The sequence below is a fragment of the Peribacillus sp. NPDC101481 genome, assembly GCF_044767165.1.
Lineage (GTDB): Bacteria > Bacillota > Bacilli > Bacillales > DSM-1321 > Peribacillus.
The window spans coordinates 1,545,569-1,563,621 of sequence record NZ_JBIWNJ010000002.1 but is presented as its reverse complement, the minus strand read 5'-3'; the positions used below and the strand labels follow the sequence as shown (position 1 = coordinate 1,563,621).

Genomic DNA, 18,053 nt, shown 5'->3' with positions numbered 1-18,053 from the left:
ACTCACCTACCTTCATAGCCAAACTGTTTTTTCTATGTATGAAGTCCTTTTAGTAGCTGGAACCGGTTGATCGCCTTTAGGGTATCCGACAAAAATGGTGCCGATCACTTTTTTGTTTTCCGGTGAACCGATAAATTCGTGCAGGCGTTCATCCCTGACTAGACCCACTCCTCTAGTGCGCCAAACGAATCCGAGACCAAGTTCTTTTGCGGCAAGCCACATCGAATGGACGGCACAACAAGAAGCGAATACATTGTCTTCGGATGAATCTGGATCATCAGGCAAAATATCGGAAGTCACGACAATGATAAGCGGTGTCGTCTTTACAACTTCCAGTGAACTTTCAATCAACTTTGGTTTGGTTGGGAAGCGTTCATGTAAATACCTTTCTGCCAATCTTTCATAACGGTGCTTCGCTTCTCCCTTGATTACATAAAAACTCCAAGGTTCACGCAATCGATCGTTAGGGGCATAGGTAGCCGCTTCCAATAGCTGCCTGATTTTTTGGTCTTCCACTTCTTTTTCTTCGTAATTCCTTATTGCCCGGCGTTCCTTCAATTCTTGAATGATGGACATTCCGACTCATTCCCTTCAATTATGGACTCTGAATCAATCACTCTTTCAAACCATTGGATTTTTTCTCTTAATTGGACGACATCCCCTACTAGAAAGATTGATGGATTTTGAATTTCTTCTTTTATAGCCTTCAAAGAAATCGAATTCAAGGTACCGGTAATCGTCCTTTGTTTATCAGTCGTGCCCCATTCAATGACAGCCACTGGCGTATTGCCGTCCCTGCCATGCTCTATCAATTTTTCACAGATGAACGGCATATTACCTATTCCCATATAAAAGGCGATGGTATCGATGCCCTGAGCCAATGCCTGCCAATTCAGGTTATCCTGCCCCTTGTAATCACGGCCATGGCCTGTCACAATCGCATAACTTGAAGCATGATCACGGTGGGTCACCGGGATGCCCGCATAAGCCGGTGCTGCGATTCCCGCTGTGATTCCTGGGACGATATCATATTCAATCCCGTTAGCAGCCAGTATTTCCGCTTCCTCACCGCCCCGCCCAAAGACAAATGGATCTCCACCCTTCAGACGGGTGACGTTTTTCCCCTGTAAAGCTTTTTCCACTAAAAGTTCATGTATTTCATTTTGAATGAGATGATGTTTCCCTGGTGATTTCCCGCAATACACCAGTTCTGCACCTTCTTTTGCATAGTTTAATAGTTCTGGATTGACAAGCCTGTCATATGCAATGACATCCGCCTTTTGGATACATTCCAGTCCATATACCGTAATCAATTTCGGATCTCCGGGACCCGCACCGACCAGATGAACTTTTCCCGGTTTCATGCTCGCGCCTCCTCTTAAGCTTCAAAAAATACATTTTACTAGTTGATAGTTTCATGGGCAGATCTGTTTTTTTGTTTTAAGCAAGCATTGATCCAGTTCTTTGCAAGTGTTGGATTGGAAGCAAAATGAAAGTGGGTATACCCCGCAACAAGGTTGCCCAATACACACCCCTCTTGTTTCGAACCGAATCTGCCTTTGGATTCATAAGCATGTGTAAGATCAGCATCCGCTTCAAATGTCGAGTAGTGGAATTCATGACCTTTTGCCTGCTCCATTTCATTGATCAAAAAATTGCCTGGAGTTCCTGTGATTTCACGATACCCAAGTGCTGCAAGCTTTTTCTGCATTTTAATCCGGCCCGGTATCATTCCTGCCATCTGATGCGTTTCTCCGGAAGTTGTTTCAATCGATTTGCTCAAAAACATGAAACCGCCACATTCCGCAAGAGTCGGCATCCCCTTTTCAATGGAGCTTCTGATGGATATGATAGCTTCCACGTTACCGGAAAGTTCAGCTGCAAATTCCTCAGGAAAACCGCCTCCAAGATATAAACCATCAGCATCCAATGGTACTTCATCCCCTTTTAATGGAGAAAAATACTTGATGTTTGCCCCATATGCTTCTAGCAGCTCAAGGTTCTCCTGATAATAAAAATTGAAGGCTGCATCTTTTGCGACGGCAATGCATACGTCCTTTTCATTTTTGGGTTGAAAAATATTTGAGTTTCCACTGGTAACGGAGGATGTCTTTGACAAACGGTACAACTGCTCGATATCGATCGTTTCCATGACTAATTGTGCGAGCTTATCGAAAAACGGATTTAGTTCCCCGCGTTCAATAGCAGGAATTAAACCTAAATGACGGCTTGGAATATCAATATCCAATTCCCGCTTCATATAACCGAGCACCGGTACATCGCATTCTTGCTCAATGGCTGATTTGACAATTTTGTAATGACCTGCACTTCCCACTTGATTGGCAATGACCCCAATGATGTTCGGGCCGGTCGAAAAGTCCTGAAATCCTTTTACGATGGCAGCTGCACTCCGTGCCATGCTGGCACAGTTTACTACCAACAGGACAGGACTTTGCGTGATGATGCTGATTTCAGCCGTCGATCCTGTATTGGCTAAAGGACTTTTGCCATCGAAGAAGCCCATGACTCCTTCGATGATCGATATATCAGCCCCGGCACCTGCTTTATTAAGAATTTCTCGAACAGTGTCATGTTCAAACATCCAACTGTCAAGATTGCGTGAAACCCGTCCTGTAACTGCTGTATGATAAGTAGGATCAATATAGTCAGGACCACATTTGAACCCTTGAACGGTATAGCCTTTCTTCTGGAGGGCTGCCATGATTCCGATGGTCAATGTCGTTTTACCGACACCGCTTCCGGTACCTGCAATTACCAATCTTCTATCGTTCATATTTTTTCTCCCTCTTAAAAAGGAATGATCCCAACTGATATGGTTACGTTCCCCGATTTTTTCTTAACCAGCTCCAATTGTTCAGCTTTAGTATAGATCCTCACAGCCGGTTCACTCACACCATATGCACCCGTGTATTTAAATACTGTATCCGATGGCGCTTCGATTTTGGCTTGATTAAGCTCTTCCGGTTCATAATGCACGAATTCCCAGCCATATTTTTCAACTACTTCAATCAAGCCAAGTTCGTCTTTCTTTAAGGAAATTGTACAGATCGCCTTAACGCTTTTTAATGAAAATGATAAAACCGCTAGTGTTTCTGCAATCACCTGCTCAATTTCAGCCGCCGCCGTTCCCCTATTGCACCCGATACCAAGAACAATGACCTTTGGACGATATACGATTCCATTTTCCAGGATTCTCTTTTCCGACTGCTTAAGCATGCGGTGAGTCACGACCAGCGCTGCTTGCGGCTTTGCTTGAAGCGCTTCTTCAATGGATGGGTATATGATAATTCGTTCAGGTAATGCCGTATCATAAGACCACCAGTTCCGTTCACCTGATTCCTGTATAACGGCAACATGCTCTTCATTTACTACGGACGCACTTACTGGCGTCAATTTTTCTGCGGAATCCCAAATCCAGCCGAAGCGCTGGCCGAATAAGTCGACAGGAATCGTTTTTTGTACATCCGAAGCCGTGGTGATTATAGCTCTTGCATCAAGGGCTGCAGCAACTTCCTTAGTCAGTTCATTTGCCCCTCCCAGATGCCCTGACAGTACACTGATAACATTTTCCCCTTTATCATCAATGACTACGACACCTGGATCCGTTTTCTTATCCTTCAAAATTGGTGCAATCATCCTCACGACTGCCCCGAGTGAAATAATTAAAATGATTCCCTTATATTCCTTGAATAAAGCTGGCAATAGCATACGGACACTGCCCGAAAAAAGCTGGATCTGTTTATGCTCTTCGTCCCCTTTTTCAAACTTGCTCATGTAATATAGATCGGAATTCGAAAAAACGGTATGTAATTTTCGCGCCAGCTCGACACCATGCTTTGTAATCGCTACGATCGCATAAGTGTGGGACCGTTTAATGGGAGCAAGTTCCGCTTCTTTCAATTCAATGATCATGGTTTAACACCTTTTCTGAAACCGTGGGTAAAACTCGCATCATATAGTTTGGAACGGTATTCATCTTTATCATGGATGGCAGGGTCCAAAGCCCATCCAGCCAAAATCATCGCATGTTTGCGGATGCCATTTTTACGCATATCATCATCTAAGTTCACTAGCGTAGTGCGGACGATTTTTTGGTCCGGCCATGTTGCCCTTTGAATGACTGCAACCGGTGTATCATCCTTCCAACCGGCTTCCTGGAGTTCTTTAACGATTTTTTTGGTCAAGGTTGCACTCAAGAAAAGGGCAATCGTACAGTGATGACTTGCCAAATCACGTAACTTCTCAAATTCCGGAACAGGCGTACGTCCTTCAGCCCTCGTTAATATAAGTGTCTGGGTTAAATCAGGGATGGTCAGCTCTGCTCCTATTGCCGCTGCTGAGGCGAACACCGAACTCACGCCAGGAATCACCTCATAACCGATACCCTCTTTCTTCAATAGGACAATTTGTTCCATGATTGCACCGTACATGGCAGGATCCCCAGTATGAATTCTAGCAACCATCTTTCCTTCTTTAACACGCTCAACCATGATGCCAACAATTTCCTCCAAATGCATTCCAGCCGTTTTCAGCACCTCGGCATCGGGTTTTGCCTTAGCAATCAATTCTTCATTCACTAATGAATCCGTATATAAAATAACATCAGCCGTTTGGAGAATGTTCAATCCTTTTACAGTAATCAAATCCGGGTCACCTGGTCCAGCACCTACAATATATATCTTCATTTTCTCACCACCATCAATGTTAAGTATTCTAGTTCAAGTCCTTCCAATTCACTCACTTTCCAAATCACTTCTTCATCGGAAGTGACTTTGGTTACGACCGAGGCCTTTTCAAGCAAGTCCAAATCTTTTAAAACGGTAATCATTAAATCGATGACCTTTGCCACTTTGATGAACACAACGGCATCATGGTCTTCGATCGCCTTCTTCATCGCTTCATAGTCATCCCTTGCAGGAACTATCGCAACATGATCATCACCATCAGCTAAAGCGATGCCCAGCCTTGACGCTGATCCATTAAAGGAAGAAATGCCCGGGACTGTCTTGATTTCGACTTCGGGATGCAACTCCTGCATCAATTTCATCATATGTATGAACGTACTATATAAAAGCGGATCGCCTTCCGTTACGAAAGCCACATCTTTTCCTTCATTTAATTTTTGCCAAACCTTTTCAACCGTTCCGTTCCATTCCCGATCCAAAATGGCTTTATCTTTCGTCATCGGAAAAACAAGGCCCAGCATATCCTTTTCTTCAGGACGAATGTAAACTTCAACAATGCGATGTGCGTAGCTTTTACTCCCTTTTCTTTTTTTGGGATACGCAATGACCGGAGATTCCTGAATCACGCGAAATGCCTTTACTGTAATTAGCTCTGGATCGCCCGGGCCTACGCCAAGGCCATATAATGTACCAAGATTACTCATTCATGTCTTCCTTTCGTTGTGCAGTAATGATATAAACCGGATTAAGCGGTACAAATCTGTTCATTCCCAATATTGGCTTACTTCTGGAGATTTGCGCATGCATGATGGAAGTGTGAAAACCAGCTTCCGCAAATGCTTCATTAGCACGGTAAAGATTCTCAATCGTCGCAGCATTCAGAACGATCCTGCCGCCTTCTTTTAACCGATTGCAGCAAGTATTGATCAGCTCTCCCATTTCGCCGCCAGTCCCGCCAATGAAGATCGCATCAGGATCAGGAAAATTTTCCAATCCCTGCGGGGCTTTACCATGAATCGCCGTTATATCGGTACGGAATTTACGTTGGTTTTGATAACAGTTATCTAAATCAGGCTCATTTTTTTCAATTGCGAAAATTTGGCCTTCGGATGCAAGCTTGGCCGCTTCAATTGCCATTGAGCCCGTACACGTACCAACATCCCAAACTATACTGTTTTTCTTTAGCTTCAATGCATGCAGGCTTAATACCCGGATTTCCTTTTTGGTAATGAGGCCTTTGTCCGGTTTACGCTGCGAAAATTCTTCATCTTCTATCCCTAATGACCAACTCGGTCCTTCTGTTTTCCGTTTTAAAATGACGACGTTCAACGGGGAGAATTCCCGCTCCATCATTTTATCAAGTTCATACCAACCTGATGTTTCCGTTTCCCCTTGAAGATTTTCAGCCACAAATGCCCGGTATTCCGTCATTCCGAATGAAAGGAGATATTTAGCCAGTTGATTAGGGCTATTTTCGCTGTCAGTAAGCAAGGCAACTTTCGCTTTCCCATCAATCCTTTGGGCCAGCCCTTTCATGCTGCGTCCATGAATGCTAACGAGGAAGGCATCTTGCCAGCTTTCCCCCATTTTTGCAAAAGCAAGCTGAATTGAACTGAAATATGGGTAAACCTCCATGTTGATTTTGCTGGAAAGATAACCTCCCATTCCATAAAACATTGGGTCACCGGAAGCTAAAACCACAGTTGGGCGAGTTTCCTCCTGCAGTTGTTCTACAATTGTTTTCAAACCGCCCTTTATGATAATCTTTTTGCCAGAATAGTTCGGAAAGAAGGATAAAACCCGCTCACCTCCGACCAGCACTTCACTTTCTTCTATCCATTGGGCATATTGAGGCAGTAAGCTTTCCTGACCGTTATCCCCTATCCCGATTAATTTCATCGATTGACTCAATTCCAACAGCCCTTCCCAATAATAGTCCTTTCAACGAATAAATCGCCGTTTCCATTTCAATGCCACCCTTCACTTGGTTAATGGCAGAGTGACAGCAGGATTCACATAATTTATTAAAAAAGTCAAAATTATTAATGGCTGACATCATATCCCCGACTTGTGACGCTGTGTTTGCATTCTTGATTTCAAGAACAAGATCATCATCAGCTCCGACGCTTTGGGCAATTTCCGATAGAAAACCAAAGTCGACCGGGGCACTTTTTGAATGCACCATCATCACACCTTGGGCCACTTTGGAGAATTTACCCATCATGCCGACCAGTGAGACCTTTTTAATTCCCTGCCTCTTACATTGCTTAAGTGAGAAGCCCACAAAGTCACCCATTTCAATAAAGGCTTCCTCAGGTAAATCCTGGAGAAGGCCCATGGCATACTTTTCACTGCGCCCGCCAGTCGTTAAGACAAGATGCTCACACCCGCTAGCTTTGGCGACACTGATAGCCTGGACGATACTTGCCATATAGGCGGAACTGGAAAAAGGGACGACAGTGCCCCTTGTTCCCAAAATGGAAATTCCTCCTACAATCCCCAAGCGGCCATTTAATGTTTTTTTCGCTATTTCTTCACCTGCTGGCACGGAGATGACGACCTTCACACCTCTATTGATCTTAAATTCTTCCAGTGTTTGTTGCACAGTGGTTAAAATCATCTTGCGCGGTACAGGATTAATCGCCGCTTCTCCAACTGGAACGGGAAGTCCAGGTTTGGTTACACGACCAACTCCGGTCCCTCCATCCAATATAATCCCAGGTGCATCCGACCAGCTGACAGTAGAGATAATATGGGCCAAATGTGTGGCATCGGGATCATCTCCGGCATCTTTAATCGTTTCTGCACTAACCGCATTTTCCGATATTTCATATTTCTCAATAGTGAAAGTGGCATCTCGGCCGATTGGCAAGGAAATGGTTGCCTCCTCTAGTGCATCCCCCGTGATCAAAGCGGTCAATGCCGCTTTGGTCACGGCTGTCGAACATGCTCCCGTCGTATATCCATGACGCATTTGTGAGGGGTCTTTTTTCACTTTCTTTTCCATGTTTTTTAACTATCGGCTAAAAGGGAAATCGCGTTCAATGCTGCAACAGTGACAGTACTTCCACCTTTTCGGCCAATATTCGTAATGAATGGCACTTCTGTGATCTTAGCCAGTTCCTCTTTCGATTCTGCTGCAGAAACAAATCCAACAGGCATTCCAATGATTAAGTCCGGTTTTGCAATCCCCTCTTTAATAAGACGAATAAGCTCTAGTAAAGCGGTAGGTGCATTGCCAATCGCATAAATGCCCCCTTCATTTTCCTTTACCGCTTTTTGCATCGAAATGATCGCCCTCGTCGTATTCAAACGTTTTGCCTCTACCATCACATCCGGATCCGAAATATAGCAATGAACGTCCCCGCCGTGTTTTTGAAATCTTTTTTTGCCTGTACCGCTCTCGATCATTTGCACATCCGCTATGACATGTCTGCCTTTGCGAATGGCTTCCACACCAGCTTGAATGGCATTTGGATGGATGATTACACTTCTTCCCAATTCAAAATCCGCTGAAGCATGAATGACCCGGCGGACGATCTTCCATTCATCTTCAGAAAAATCATGATTGCCCATTTCTTCAGCAATGATTGAAAAACTATAATCATATATTTTGTCAGGGTCTACCGTTAGTGGTTTAAAATCCGTTTTAAAATCCATCTTGCATTCCTCCTATTTTTCATTTAACTGATTATTCAACTCGGCAATGACATGTTCAAAACTGGAATGAACATTCTGATAGTCAACATCCGGTCGAGATATCATGATTGTCTCAATTCCACATTCCAACGCGGCTTCCAATTTCTCATCAACCGCACCGACCTTGCCGCTTTCTTTCGTTATCATCAATGTGACCCCATATTGTTCATATAGAGCTTTATTCAATTCTTTGGAAAACGGCCCTTGAATCGCAACGATATTTTTTTGTTCGATGCCCAACTGTGCACATTTTTCCATATTGTCCATGCGTGGCAGCATTCTTGCTATGACTCTGGTATTCTCGAGCCCTACCAATTCTTTTGCGAACACGGATAGTGTTTTACTTCCGGTCGTAAGCATGATGACTCCCCGTTTTGCAGCGGCAAGCTTGGCAGCTTCCTCATAATCACGGACAACTATCAATTTATCATTCTGAAACCGTTGACTTTCACGCTCATAACGAATATAAGGAACATTTGCCGCCTTTGCTCCGATAAGGGCGTTTTTGGATGCTTCCTCGGCAAATGGGTGACTTGCATCGACTACAGCCTGAAAACCTTTTGCAGAGATTAAAGATGTCATATCTTCTGCAGATAATCGGCCAATCCGGGTGGAAATCCCTGAATCTTGCAAACTCTTAGCCGCCGATTCGGTTACAACAGTTGCCAAAACCTTGAACCCCACCTGCTGCATCTCAATCGCTAATTCCCTTGCATCACTTGTACCCGCCAAGAACAAAATCATTTTGATGACCCCACCGCTTGCCCATCATGATCGTGGTGATGATCATGGTCGTGATGATGATCATGGTCGTGATGATGATCATGGTCGTGGTCGTGATCGTGGTCGTGATCGTGGTCGTGATGGTGATGATGGTGAGCATGTCCATGTTCCTCGACATGTTTACGATAGTTTTCCAAATCACGCGCCCCACTTGACCTTCCTTCACTGGCTTCGATTACTCGTTCTTGCAGAATGTTCTGTAAGGTTGGATGATATCCAAAATACTTTGCCAAAATGAATTCTCGATCATGATATTGCTCTTGATAGCCTTTCAGCATATCCTCCATTCTTTCCATCAACACCCCAGTGAAGAGGAAATATGGCAGCATCACTATTTTTTTTGCCCCTAATCGGATGCATCGTTCAATGCCTTCATCAACGTGAGGGTCCGTTACACCCATGAAGGCTGTTTCGACCCATTTAACGCTTAATTTTTCCCATAATAATCGTGAAATTTTATATATATCACTATTTGCATCAGCATCACTGCCACCTCGGCCAATTAGCAATATCGCTGTCTCAGAATGTTCAGAGGTCGTATCGAATCCCGCTTCCTCAAGACGGTCTGTCAGGATCGTCAATACATCATGGTGGACCCCGATCGTTTGGCCATATGTGAATTTCACTTCTGGATACTTGGTTTTCCCATCCTCTATTTCAGCTGGGATATGTAATTTCGAATGTCCTGCATGCAACAAAATGATCGGTATGACGATAACTTCAGTAGCCCCTCGTTTTACACAATTATCAATTCCTTCGGATATATTCGGTGCCGCAAATTCCAAGAAGCACGTTTCCACCATGAAACGCTCGTCCATTGCCGGAATCATATTCTTAATAAAATGACGGACTTCTTCATTTCCCGAAGCCAACCGGCTTCCGTGTCCTACGAACAAAACTGCTTTCATTTACTTTCCTCCTCTAGATTAGTCTTCACAAGGCGCAGGCTCTATGTTTATTTTGGGAGCGATGTCCTGATAAGAAAAATTCTGTATCTTTTTCGAACGTTTGAAGTATTTAAAAAGCCGCTCATTTGGATGGGCATTTTGCTTATACTCCCCGACAATGTCCGTAATCAGTTCAACAAGCTGTTCCGGTTCAATGCCTTCCGCCACCGGCTGACCCGGATGGGCTGTTCTTCCAACCGGTTTAGCTCCAAGAAATAAGTCGAACTTCCCTTTTCGGAAGACAATCCCGATATCATCCATCACAGCACTATAACAAGCCATCCCACACCCATTAAAACCGATGTTCAGTTCCTTGGGCATTTTCATTCCGCCAAGCACCCGGTGTATTTCGTCCGCATAAGGAATGGATTCCGCTTTTTCACCATCACAGAAATCACAGGCTTTTAATGTCAGTACATCTCCAATCGGCGACAAAAGAAAGTTTGCTGATTGCAATTTCCCCGTTATGACTTCCGGATCCGTTGTCGGAATCTTTAAGACGATTTTATGATTTGGCGTGTATTCCATCGTTCCCTTTTCCCCAACAACTTCCGCAAGTGTCATCATTTGTTTGGGAGTGAATTGTTTATTCGCCACACCTGGACTAACGGCAAGTTCGAATACCGACTCCATTTTTTGCTGAACAATCGGCTGAATGGATTGCTTAACGGTTTGACCCTTGACTCTTGACAGGGCCTCCATTGCCATTTCAAAGGAAGCTGGCTTCTTTTCTGGTGCTTTTGTAAGTAATCCAACTCCTCCAGCGGACTCGGTTAAGGCCTCTTGATCTAATGCCCACGGTTCCGCTTCTTTTTGCAGTCGCTGATGCGGCTTCAATGTTTGCTTTTCCGAATTCAAAGTATATTTTCTCTGATAGCCTCTTGGTGTGATGATTTTGTCATCATATAAAAAGGTGGATGAATTACCGATAATGACGGTGGTCAACATTCCAATATCGTGATTCAACATATCCTGCAAATTGGTTATGACAATATCCTGCCTATCGCGATAAGCACTTTTCACCAACCCGACAGGTGTATCCGGCGAGCGGTAGCGAAGGAGAATTTTCTGTGTTTCAACAATTTGCCGGGTCCGCCTGCCGCTGCGCGGATTATAAAGTGCAATGACAAAGTCTGCCATTGCAGCTGCTTCAACCCTTTTAGCGATCAGTTCCCAAGGAGTTAAATGATCACTGAGGCTGATCGTACACGAATCGTGCATGACTGGTGCCCCGAGTAAAGACGCACATGAGTTGATTGCAGAAATGCCAGGAATGACTTCAATGCCCACTCCAGTTTCTTCTTTCCAGCCTTTCTCAATCAATACTTCATAAACCAACCCTGCCATCCCGTAAACTCCGGCATCCCCACTGGAAATCACCGCCACTTTCTTTCCCAGCTCCGCTTGTTTCACTGCTTCCTGTGCACGTGATACTTCTTCAGTCATCCCCGTACTAATGATCGTTTGATCTGTAAGCAGTCCCTGAATGAGTTCAACATAAGTTTTATAACCAATGATGTAGTCACTTTCTTGAAGGGCTTCGACGGCACGTTTGGTAATGTGTTCAAAATTCCCGGGCCCAAAGCCCACGACGAATAATTTACCGTTTGTACTCATTAAGACATCTCCTTTTACGCTTTGTTCTTTGAAATACCCGTATGAGCAGGAAAATCTGGATTAGGGGTCATTTCCCCATCATTGAATTGATAGATCATCTGTGGAACAAATTCACCATCATCGATATTACTGACGATCTGCCGACCGAATTCAGGCGTTTCCACTCGATACCAGTTTCCTTGGGGATAGGCAATCACAACGCAGGCATCCTTACATCTTCCGTTACAGCGTGTCCTGGTTGTATGGATTTTCAAATCAAGTCCCTTTGAAGTAATTTCATCGCGAATCGCTTGGGTTACTTCTTCCCCGCCCTTTTTCATGCAGCTGCTCCCATTACAAATCAACAGATGCGTATTTGTACCCATCAAGTTCCAAGTAGTCATCTTCTTCCTCCTGAGTTCAGGGAAAAGGCAAAATAAAAAACCTTAACATTAGAGTCAAGGTTTTAAAAAAACTATATGAATAAGAAGCCAAAGGCAAACATGCCAAATCCTTCCAAAATCGTCATAGTCCTTCTACCTTTCCCTCCGAAAAGTATCATGCAATTTTAAAAGCAGGTTTCCTGGCTTACGCTTCATTTTACTTTGTCCCTTCCCGGCATCATGCCAGTGGCTATCGACAATTTCATCAGCGTTTACAGTAGCGGGGGCTGCATCGGATTTTCACCGATTTCCCTATTATCCCTTGCTTATTCACACAAGGGCACTTTTAAAATGAAATATTTGGTTTTATTATACATTTCTAACTAACTTAATCTATCATATAACAACTTTATCAAAATTCAATAGTTTATTCCGACTGTTTAGAAAAGTTTAATAGTGTAAAACCCGTTAAAATCCTTTCCTTGCAACAAAATCCGTCCCGAAAAAAAAGATAGTGTAGCTGAAATTATTTCTTTATGGTACACTATACGAGAATTTTCAAAATAATTACATAAGTTTTATGGTGTTGAATTTCTCGGAATTCAACTTAAAAGGGAAGCCGGTGAAAATCCGGAGCGGTCCCGCCACTGTAAAGGGAAGTCCTATTACTTTAACTTTAATCCACTGTCAAATGAGATGGGAAGGATGTAATGGGATGATGAACCAAAGCCAGGAGACCTGCCATGAAACGTGAAACTGTTTCAGCCTACGAGGATGGGCGTGCGGATCAGGCAGAATGGCCCATGATTGCTTCATGCTGCAAAATTCCTGTTCATTACGCACTTCTTTCCTTTGAGAGAAGTGCTTTTTATGTTGGGCGCCGCTTTTCTTCTCAAGATTGATCAGAAAAATTTAAAAGTATTGAAAGGAGAAAGAATGAAAAGAACCAATTGGAAAATTATTTATTTTGTCATCTTATTGCTTTTTATCCCGAACCGGGCAATGGCCATGCATATCATGGAGGGCTTTTTACCCATTGAATGGGCTATATTCTGGTGGGCCGTGACGTTTCCATTTTTAATCTTGGGTTACCGGTCCATTAGGTCCAAAGTTAGGGAAAATCCAGAAACAAAAATGATACTTGGCCTATCGGGCGCATTTGTATTTATTTTATCGGCCCTAAAGATTCCTTCCGTTACGGGAAGTTCTTCACACCCTACCGGAGTTGGTTTGGGTTCCATATTATTCGGACCATTGGCCATGAGTGTCGTTGGCTCCATCGTTCTGTTATTTCAAGCTGTTTTACTGGCTCACGGAGGATTGACGACATTAGGGGCCAATGCATTTTCCATGGCCGTTTGCGGACCGTTCATTGCTTACTTTGTCTTCAAGGGCGCAACTAAATTGGGGTGGTCTTTTTCACTTGCCGTTTTCTTGGCAGCTGCTTTTGGAGATTTAGGAACCTATGTGGTCACTTCCGTTCAACTTGCTCTTGCTTTTCCTTCCGAGGTAGGAGGATTCATGGCCTCTTTCAGTAAATTTGCAGGTATTTTTGCCCTGACCCAAATTCCCTTGGCAATCAGTGAGGGGTTATTGACAGTCGTCGTAATGAATTTCTTGAAAAAATACAATCTAGGTGAATTGAAATTGCTGCGAGTTTTTTCTAAGGAGGCCCGTTAATATGAAAAAAAGTCTACTGCTGCTTTTCCTGGTTGTCATTCTTGCAACCATACCGTTAATCACCCAACAAGGAACGGAATTTGGCGGTGCCGACGGGGAAGCTGAGGAAGCCATCACTAAGATCCATCCGGAATACAAGCCATGGTTCAACAGTATATGGGAGCCGCCAGGTGCAGAAACCGAAAGCTTATTATTTGCGCTTCAAGCTGCAATCGGAGCCGGTTTCATCGGATACTTCATTGGCGTGATGAGACAAAGGAATAAGCAAACCAAACAAGAATTGACAGAAAAATCGAAGCATGTTACTCATTGATAAATATGCCTATTTCAATGGGCTAAAGGATGTTCATCCGTTGGAAAAGATGGTTTTTGCACTTTCCCTTTTGCTGTTTTCGTTAACGGTAAGGGATATGACCGTTTCGCTCATCACTTTTACGGTGATGAGCGCTTTAATCATTTTTGCGGCAAAAATCCCGCTTTCCTATTATCTGAAATTACTTCTATTGCCAGGATTTTTTATACTATCTGGAACAATTACCATCCTTTTTTCTTTCACAAGCGAATTTACTTCGATATCGAATATATGGTGGTCCTGGAAGGTCGGGAACTGGCAAATATTCATCAGCGATGACAGCGTCGGTACAGTGTCCAATTTGATCACTGTTGTATTCGGCAGTATAAGCTGTTTATATTTCCTTACCTTAACTACACCCATTACCGTCATCCTATCCGTGTTGCGAAAACTTAAAGTGCCTTCCTTATTGATTGATTTAATAGAATTGACCTATCGCTTCATCTTTATTTTTTTAGATACAGCTTTGGCCATTCATCAAGCACAAGCTTCACGGCTAGGGTATGTTTCATTAAGGAAAGGCATACGATCTCTCGGATTACTAATCTCGTCTTTATTTTTAGGAGTATTGCAGCGCTCTGGGCAATTGACGATGGCCATGAACGCAAGAGGCTATCAGGAGAACCTTTCCTATCTCGAGGATACTTACACCTATTCCTCACGCAATTGGCTGATCGCGATAGTAATATTAGGAAGCTTAATCTTTATTAATGGATATTTGTAAATTGGAGGCAACCCAACAATGGACGAGCATATTTTTCATATAGAAGGCCTCACCCATCAATTCACAGATGGAACGTTCGCTTTAAACGATCTGTCGCTAACGATTCAACAGGGTAAAAAGATTGCATTATTAGGCAATAATGGTGCCGGCAAATCGACTTTATTCCTCCATTTAAATGGTCTTTTACAACCTACAGCAGGAAAGATCAGATTTAAGGGCAAAAAAATGAAATATGACCGTAAATCATTATTATCATTACGAAAGCAAGTCGGGATCGTTTTTCAAGATCCCGACTCTCAGCTCTTTTCCACTAATGTACAACAGGATATATCGTTTGGACCGATGAATTTAGGATGGGATAGAATTAAGGTTCAAGAGAAAGTAAATTGGGCAATGGGCCAAACGGAAGTAACGGAACTGAAAGACAGACCTACCCATTTTTTGAGCCTTGGGCAAAAAAAACGTGTCGCCATTGCAGGGGTACTTGCCATGGAACCCGATGTCTGGCTCCTGGACGAGCCTACCGCTGGATTGGATCCTTATTTCTCAAGACAGATCATGAATCTGCTGGACAGTATCCACCACCCTGACAAAACGATAATCCTCTCATCTCATGATGTTAATTTTGCTTACCAATGGGCTGATGAAATCGTGGTCATGAACGATGGTAAGGTCATATACCAAGGGGACCCTGTTTCCGTTTTCCATGATGAAGACGTTTTGCTGCAGGCACATCTGGAGAAACCGTGGGTATTTGAAATGTTTCAAGCCCTTCTTCAATCAAGGAACCCTGCAGAAAGGGACCTTTTCCCAAGAACGAAGGAAGAATTGCTTCAAAAGTTGGAGACAGAAAGAATTTATTAATTAATTTCCCCTAGCTCTTGCTTCATCAGAAGCTAGGGGATAAAACCGATATCTAAAAAATAGCAGGCGATAATTCTTGTTCCTAAAAAAACAAATTTTATTACCTTTCTTCTTTAGATCTTTCTTTTGCAATTTCAATATCTCTTCCGTTTACATCATCAATGACTGCCTTTATTTCGCCTTCCGCATAAGTATCCGAGACTTGTTCGTGGGTTCTGGCCAGTCCAGAGGATAAAGGATCTTCCCGTTTATAATCGCTGACATCATATATTCTTCCGGCAACTTCTGAAGATTCATTTTTTGATTGCTTGCTATCCATTTTATTCACTCCTATTTTTTAAAATGTCCAAAAATTTTGACAACAGTATTAAAGTCAAAGGTATTTTGTGTAAAAAACGAAGCAATATTCAATAATGTTAAAAAAGGAGGAAAAAGGCAAAGAAAAAGCTTACAAGTAAAATCCCCTTTCAGGGACTTAACATGTAAGCTTACTGAGAGCTTATGCCTCCTTCTTCACATCCACATTATCGGATGGGTCACCCCAGCATTCCACATTCTTCAAACCTTCAATATTGTTCACATGGAAGACTGGATTTTTCCCACTTTTCTTTTGCTTTTGATAATCCGCCAGTGCAGCAAAAGCAATCTTTCCAAGTAAAGCTATGGCGATCAGGTTGATAATGGCCATAAGGGCCATCAGCAAGTCAGCCAGTCCCCAAACAAAATCCAGTGATGCAAGCGAACCGAATATCACCATCCCTACGACTGCGATACGATAGACATTCAGCCAAACCTTATTTTCATTGATGAAGCCGATGTTCGACTCTCCATAATAATAGTTGCCAACAATCGAACTAAAGGCGAATAGCAGTACGATAATGGCAAGGAAAATACCCGCCCAAGATCCCAATGCCGTTGCGAGGGCATTTTGGGTTAGGACGATACCATCCGTTTCCTTAGATGTATAAAGACCTGAAAACAGAATGATGAAGGCTGTCGAGCTGCAAATGATGAGCGTATCGACAAAAACACCTAGAGACTGAATGAGACCTTGCTTGACGGGATGACTGACGTCAGCCGTGGCACCAGCATTTGGTGCACTACCCATCCCGGCTTCATTTGAAAATAGGCCGCGCTTGATTCCCTGCATCATGGCAGCTCCCAGTACTCCGCCAGCCACTTCTTTTATTCCATCAAATGCACTTTCAAAGATCAAAGCAAAAACACCAGGTAACTCGGTAATGTTCATGATGATGATAATCAACGCCACTATTACATAGGCTCCTGCCATGATCGGAACGATGACTTCAGAGACCTTTGCAACCATTTTGATCCCGCCAAAAATGATGACAGCCGTGACCATAGCCAAGATGATTGCCGTAACCCACTTTTCAATCCCAAACGATTCATTGAATGCGCTTGTAATCGTATTGGCTTGTACCGAGTTGAAAGCCAATCCAAATGTAAGCGAAATCAACACAGCGAAAGTGATACCCATCCAACGGGCATTCAATGCCTTTTCCATATAATAAGCAGGACCGCCGCGGAATGCATCCCCATCCTTGACCTTATAGATTTGAGCAAGTGTACTTTCAATGAATGCGGAAGCAGATCCGATCAATGCTATTAACCACATCCAGAAAACGGCTCCAGGTCCGCCCGTCGTGATCGCGATGGCAACACCTGCAAGGTTACCCGTTCCTACCCGCGATGCCGTGCTTATGCAAAATGCCTGAAAGGATGTTACACCTTTTTTATCCGCAGTGGCCCCTTCTCCCAAAAGCCTGAACATTTCCCCTACCATTCTGAATTGGACAAACTTCGTGCGGATGCTAAAATAGAGACCCAATCCAACCAACATGATGATCAATATGGAAGACCATAACACACCATTAGCCTCACTAATAAATTTTTCTAAGAATTCCATTAAAACAAACCTCTCTACTTAACTCTGATTATTATTATAAAAACATATACAACTATAATTTATTTCCCCATACTTTAAGGAGATAAACAAGTGAAGCACATAAAAAAAAGGAAATTCCACAATGAATCTCCAATACAATAATATATTATATCCTAACACTCCATTTTTTTCATTCATGAATTGGTATTTCAGTATCATTTCCTTTAGATAATAATCATACTTCCTCACTTCATTTAACATTCATTCCCAACGGAAGTTATTTTCTATTTTTATCACCATCATTATAAAAATACTAAGCGGGTACTGTTTAAATTGAAAAACTAAAAAGATTTTGCTGTGCCTATCATAAAATCAGTAGGCAGAGACTAATAAAAAAAGGAGCATTTCAGCTC

General features: G+C 43.0%; 20 protein-coding genes and 2 riboswitches. Of the genes, 5 read left to right on the top strand and 15 right to left on the bottom strand.

All coding sequences use genetic code 11. The features are described 5' to 3' along the window. Positions 1 to 12 precede the first annotated feature (12 nt). The 13 genes from ACIROD_RS17485 to ACIROD_RS17425 are packed head-to-tail and all read right to left on the bottom strand — an operon-like array spanning position 13 to position 12,135. The gene (locus tag ACIROD_RS17485) at positions 13 to 576 is read right to left on the bottom strand and encodes a nitroreductase family protein (RefSeq protein WP_101221881.1); all 564 of its coding nucleotides are present in this window, start codon (positions 574 to 576) and stop codon (positions 13 to 15) included. Further along, positions 555 to 1,364, bottom strand: coding sequence for a uroporphyrinogen-III C-methyltransferase (cobA, locus tag ACIROD_RS17480; protein WP_402942456.1), 810 nt, complete (start codon positions 1,362 to 1,364; stop codon positions 555 to 557). Before cobA ends, ACIROD_RS17485 begins: the two co-directional genes overlap by 22 nt. A 38-nt stretch (positions 1,365 to 1,402) precedes the next feature. After that, a complete protein-coding gene (locus ACIROD_RS17475; protein WP_402942453.1) occupies positions 1,403 to 2,794 on the bottom strand; it encodes a cobyrinic acid a,c-diamide synthase CobB in 1,392 nt (463 codons plus the stop codon). A gap of 14 nt (positions 2,795 to 2,808) precedes the next feature. Then, on the bottom strand, positions 2,809 to 3,933 hold the full coding sequence (locus ACIROD_RS17470) for a cobalt-precorrin 5A hydrolase (protein WP_402942450.1): 1,125 nt from the start codon (positions 3,931 to 3,933) through the stop codon (positions 2,809 to 2,811). After that, on the bottom strand, positions 3,930 to 4,706 hold the full coding sequence (gene cobM, locus ACIROD_RS17465) for a precorrin-4 C(11)-methyltransferase (protein ID WP_402942447.1): 777 nt from the start codon (positions 4,704 to 4,706) through the stop codon (positions 3,930 to 3,932). The genes ACIROD_RS17470 and cobM overlap by 4 nt, the downstream gene beginning before the upstream one ends. Then, entirely contained in the window at positions 4,703 to 5,410 is a 708-nt protein-coding gene (cobI, locus tag ACIROD_RS17460) for a precorrin-2 C(20)-methyltransferase (RefSeq protein WP_230176406.1), read from the bottom strand. Before cobI ends, cobM begins: the two co-directional genes overlap by 4 nt. Continuing rightward, complete coding sequence (gene cbiE, locus ACIROD_RS17455) at positions 5,403 to 6,605, bottom strand: precorrin-6y C5,15-methyltransferase (decarboxylating) subunit CbiE (protein ID WP_402942976.1); 1,203 nt, start codon at positions 6,603 to 6,605, stop codon at positions 5,403 to 5,405. The genes cobI and cbiE overlap by 8 nt, the downstream gene beginning before the upstream one ends. Next, a complete protein-coding gene (locus ACIROD_RS17450) occupies positions 6,580 to 7,713 on the bottom strand; it encodes a cobalt-precorrin-5B (C(1))-methyltransferase (protein ID WP_402942444.1) in 1,134 nt (377 codons plus the stop codon). The genes cbiE and ACIROD_RS17450 overlap by 26 nt, the downstream gene beginning before the upstream one ends. 5 nt (positions 7,714 to 7,718) lie before the next feature. Continuing rightward, positions 7,719 to 8,366, bottom strand: a complete 648-nt coding sequence (locus ACIROD_RS17445) for a precorrin-8X methylmutase (RefSeq protein ID WP_034312499.1) — start codon at positions 8,364 to 8,366, stop codon at positions 7,719 to 7,721. A gap of 12 nt (positions 8,367 to 8,378) precedes the next feature. Beyond that, positions 8,379 to 9,149, bottom strand: coding sequence for a precorrin-6A reductase (gene cobK, locus ACIROD_RS17440; protein ID WP_402942441.1), 771 nt, complete (start codon positions 9,147 to 9,149; stop codon positions 8,379 to 8,381). Next, positions 9,146 to 10,096: a sirohydrochlorin chelatase gene (locus ACIROD_RS17435; protein ID WP_402942438.1), complete on the bottom strand. Its 951-nt coding sequence runs from the start codon at positions 10,094 to 10,096 to the stop codon at positions 9,146 to 9,148. Before ACIROD_RS17435 ends, cobK begins: the two co-directional genes overlap by 4 nt. Before the next feature lie 18 nt (positions 10,097 to 10,114). Beyond that, entirely contained in the window at positions 10,115 to 11,752 is a 1,638-nt protein-coding gene (cobJ, locus tag ACIROD_RS17430) for a precorrin-3B C(17)-methyltransferase (RefSeq protein WP_101221873.1), read from the bottom strand. 14 nt (positions 11,753 to 11,766) lie between these two features. Continuing rightward, entirely contained in the window at positions 11,767 to 12,135 is a 369-nt protein-coding gene (locus ACIROD_RS17425; RefSeq protein ID WP_101221872.1) for a (2Fe-2S) ferredoxin domain-containing protein, read from the bottom strand. A 152-nt stretch (positions 12,136 to 12,287) separates the two neighbouring features. Continuing rightward, a riboswitch (cobalamin riboswitch) is annotated at positions 12,288 to 12,477 on the bottom strand. Between the two features lie 201 nt (positions 12,478 to 12,678). Continuing rightward, positions 12,679 to 12,874: riboswitch (cobalamin riboswitch) on the top strand. Here ACIROD_RS17425 and ACIROD_RS17420 point away from each other — a divergent pair. The 5 genes from ACIROD_RS17420 (at position 12,858) to ACIROD_RS17400 (ending at position 15,734) form a co-directional block, all read left to right on the top strand. Then, entirely contained in the window at positions 12,858 to 13,016 is a 159-nt protein-coding gene (locus tag ACIROD_RS17420) for a hypothetical protein (RefSeq protein ID WP_157830965.1), read from the top strand. (Overlaps the previous riboswitch by 17 nt.) 34 nt (positions 13,017 to 13,050) lie before the next feature. Further along, on the top strand, positions 13,051 to 13,794 hold the full coding sequence (locus tag ACIROD_RS17415) for an energy-coupling factor ABC transporter permease (protein ID WP_101222238.1): 744 nt from the start codon (positions 13,051 to 13,053) through the stop codon (positions 13,792 to 13,794). A gap of 1 nt (position 13,795) precedes the next feature. Beyond that, positions 13,796 to 14,107, top strand: coding sequence for an energy-coupling factor ABC transporter substrate-binding protein (locus tag ACIROD_RS17410; protein ID WP_101221871.1), 312 nt, complete (start codon positions 13,796 to 13,798; stop codon positions 14,105 to 14,107). Further along, positions 14,094 to 14,870: a cobalt ECF transporter T component CbiQ gene (cbiQ, locus tag ACIROD_RS17405; protein WP_260357489.1), complete on the top strand. Its 777-nt coding sequence runs from the start codon at positions 14,094 to 14,096 to the stop codon at positions 14,868 to 14,870. The genes ACIROD_RS17410 and cbiQ overlap by 14 nt, the downstream gene beginning before the upstream one ends. An 18-nt stretch (positions 14,871 to 14,888) precedes the next feature. Next, positions 14,889 to 15,734: an energy-coupling factor ABC transporter ATP-binding protein gene (locus tag ACIROD_RS17400; RefSeq protein WP_402942432.1), complete on the top strand. Its 846-nt coding sequence runs from the start codon at positions 14,889 to 14,891 to the stop codon at positions 15,732 to 15,734. 100 nt (positions 15,735 to 15,834) lie between these two features. On the opposite strand, the gene ACIROD_RS17395 is transcribed toward ACIROD_RS17400, so the two are convergent. Next, on the bottom strand, positions 15,835 to 16,053 hold the full coding sequence (locus ACIROD_RS17395; protein WP_137018441.1) for a YozQ family protein: 219 nt from the start codon (positions 16,051 to 16,053) through the stop codon (positions 15,835 to 15,837). Between the two features lie 180 nt (positions 16,054 to 16,233). Beyond that, complete coding sequence (locus ACIROD_RS17390) at positions 16,234 to 17,661, bottom strand: alanine/glycine:cation symporter family protein (protein ID WP_402942429.1); 1,428 nt, start codon at positions 17,659 to 17,661, stop codon at positions 16,234 to 16,236. Between the last annotated feature and the right edge of the window lie 392 nt (positions 17,662 to 18,053).

Coding starts and splice junctions, on each gene's coding strand:
- ACIROD_RS17425 (WP_101221872.1), bottom strand. CDS start 12,135: ATGACTACTTGGAACTTGATGGGTACAAATACGCATCTGTTGATTTGT.
- ACIROD_RS17420 (WP_157830965.1), top strand. CDS start 12,858: ATGAAACGTGAAACTGTTTCAGCCTACGAGGATGGGCGTGCGGATCAG.
- cobK (WP_402942441.1), bottom strand. CDS start 9,149: ATGATTTTGTTCTTGGCGGGTACAAGTGATGCAAGGGAATTAGCGATT.
- ACIROD_RS17450 (WP_402942444.1), bottom strand. CDS start 7,713: ATGGAAAAGAAAGTGAAAAAAGACCCCTCACAAATGCGTCATGGATAT.
- ACIROD_RS17395 (WP_137018441.1), bottom strand. CDS start 16,053: ATGGATAGCAAGCAATCAAAAAATGAATCTTCAGAAGTTGCCGGAAGA.
- cbiQ (WP_260357489.1), top strand. CDS start 14,094: ATGTTACTCATTGATAAATATGCCTATTTCAATGGGCTAAAGGATGTT.
- ACIROD_RS17435 (WP_402942438.1), bottom strand. CDS start 10,096: ATGAAAGCAGTTTTGTTCGTAGGACACGGAAGCCGGTTGGCTTCGGGA.
- ACIROD_RS17400 (WP_402942432.1), top strand. CDS start 14,889: ATGGACGAGCATATTTTTCATATAGAAGGCCTCACCCATCAATTCACA.
- cobA (WP_402942456.1), bottom strand. CDS start 1,364: ATGAAACCGGGAAAAGTTCATCTGGTCGGTGCGGGTCCCGGAGATCCG.
- ACIROD_RS17445 (WP_034312499.1), bottom strand. CDS start 8,366: ATGGATTTTAAAACGGATTTTAAACCACTAACGGTAGACCCTGACAAA.
- cbiE (WP_402942976.1), bottom strand. CDS start 6,605: ATGAAATTAATCGGGATAGGGGATAACGGTCAGGAAAGCTTACTGCCT.
- ACIROD_RS17470 (WP_402942450.1), bottom strand. CDS start 3,933: ATGATCATTGAATTGAAAGAAGCGGAACTTGCTCCCATTAAACGGTCC.
- cobJ (WP_101221873.1), bottom strand. CDS start 11,752: ATGAGTACAAACGGTAAATTATTCGTCGTGGGCTTTGGGCCCGGGAAT.
- cobM (WP_402942447.1), bottom strand. CDS start 4,706: ATGAAGATATATATTGTAGGTGCTGGACCAGGTGACCCGGATTTGATT.
- ACIROD_RS17415 (WP_101222238.1), top strand. CDS start 13,051: ATGAAAAGAACCAATTGGAAAATTATTTATTTTGTCATCTTATTGCTT.
- ACIROD_RS17475 (WP_402942453.1), bottom strand. CDS start 2,794: ATGAACGATAGAAGATTGGTAATTGCAGGTACCGGAAGCGGTGTCGGT.
- cobI (WP_230176406.1), bottom strand. CDS start 5,410: ATGAGTAATCTTGGTACATTATATGGCCTTGGCGTAGGCCCGGGCGAT.
- ACIROD_RS17410 (WP_101221871.1), top strand. CDS start 13,796: ATGAAAAAAAGTCTACTGCTGCTTTTCCTGGTTGTCATTCTTGCAACC.
- ACIROD_RS17485 (WP_101221881.1), bottom strand. CDS start 576: ATGTCCATCATTCAAGAATTGAAGGAACGCCGGGCAATAAGGAATTAC.
- ACIROD_RS17390 (WP_402942429.1), bottom strand. CDS start 17,661: ATGGAATTCTTAGAAAAATTTATTAGTGAGGCTAATGGTGTGTTATGG.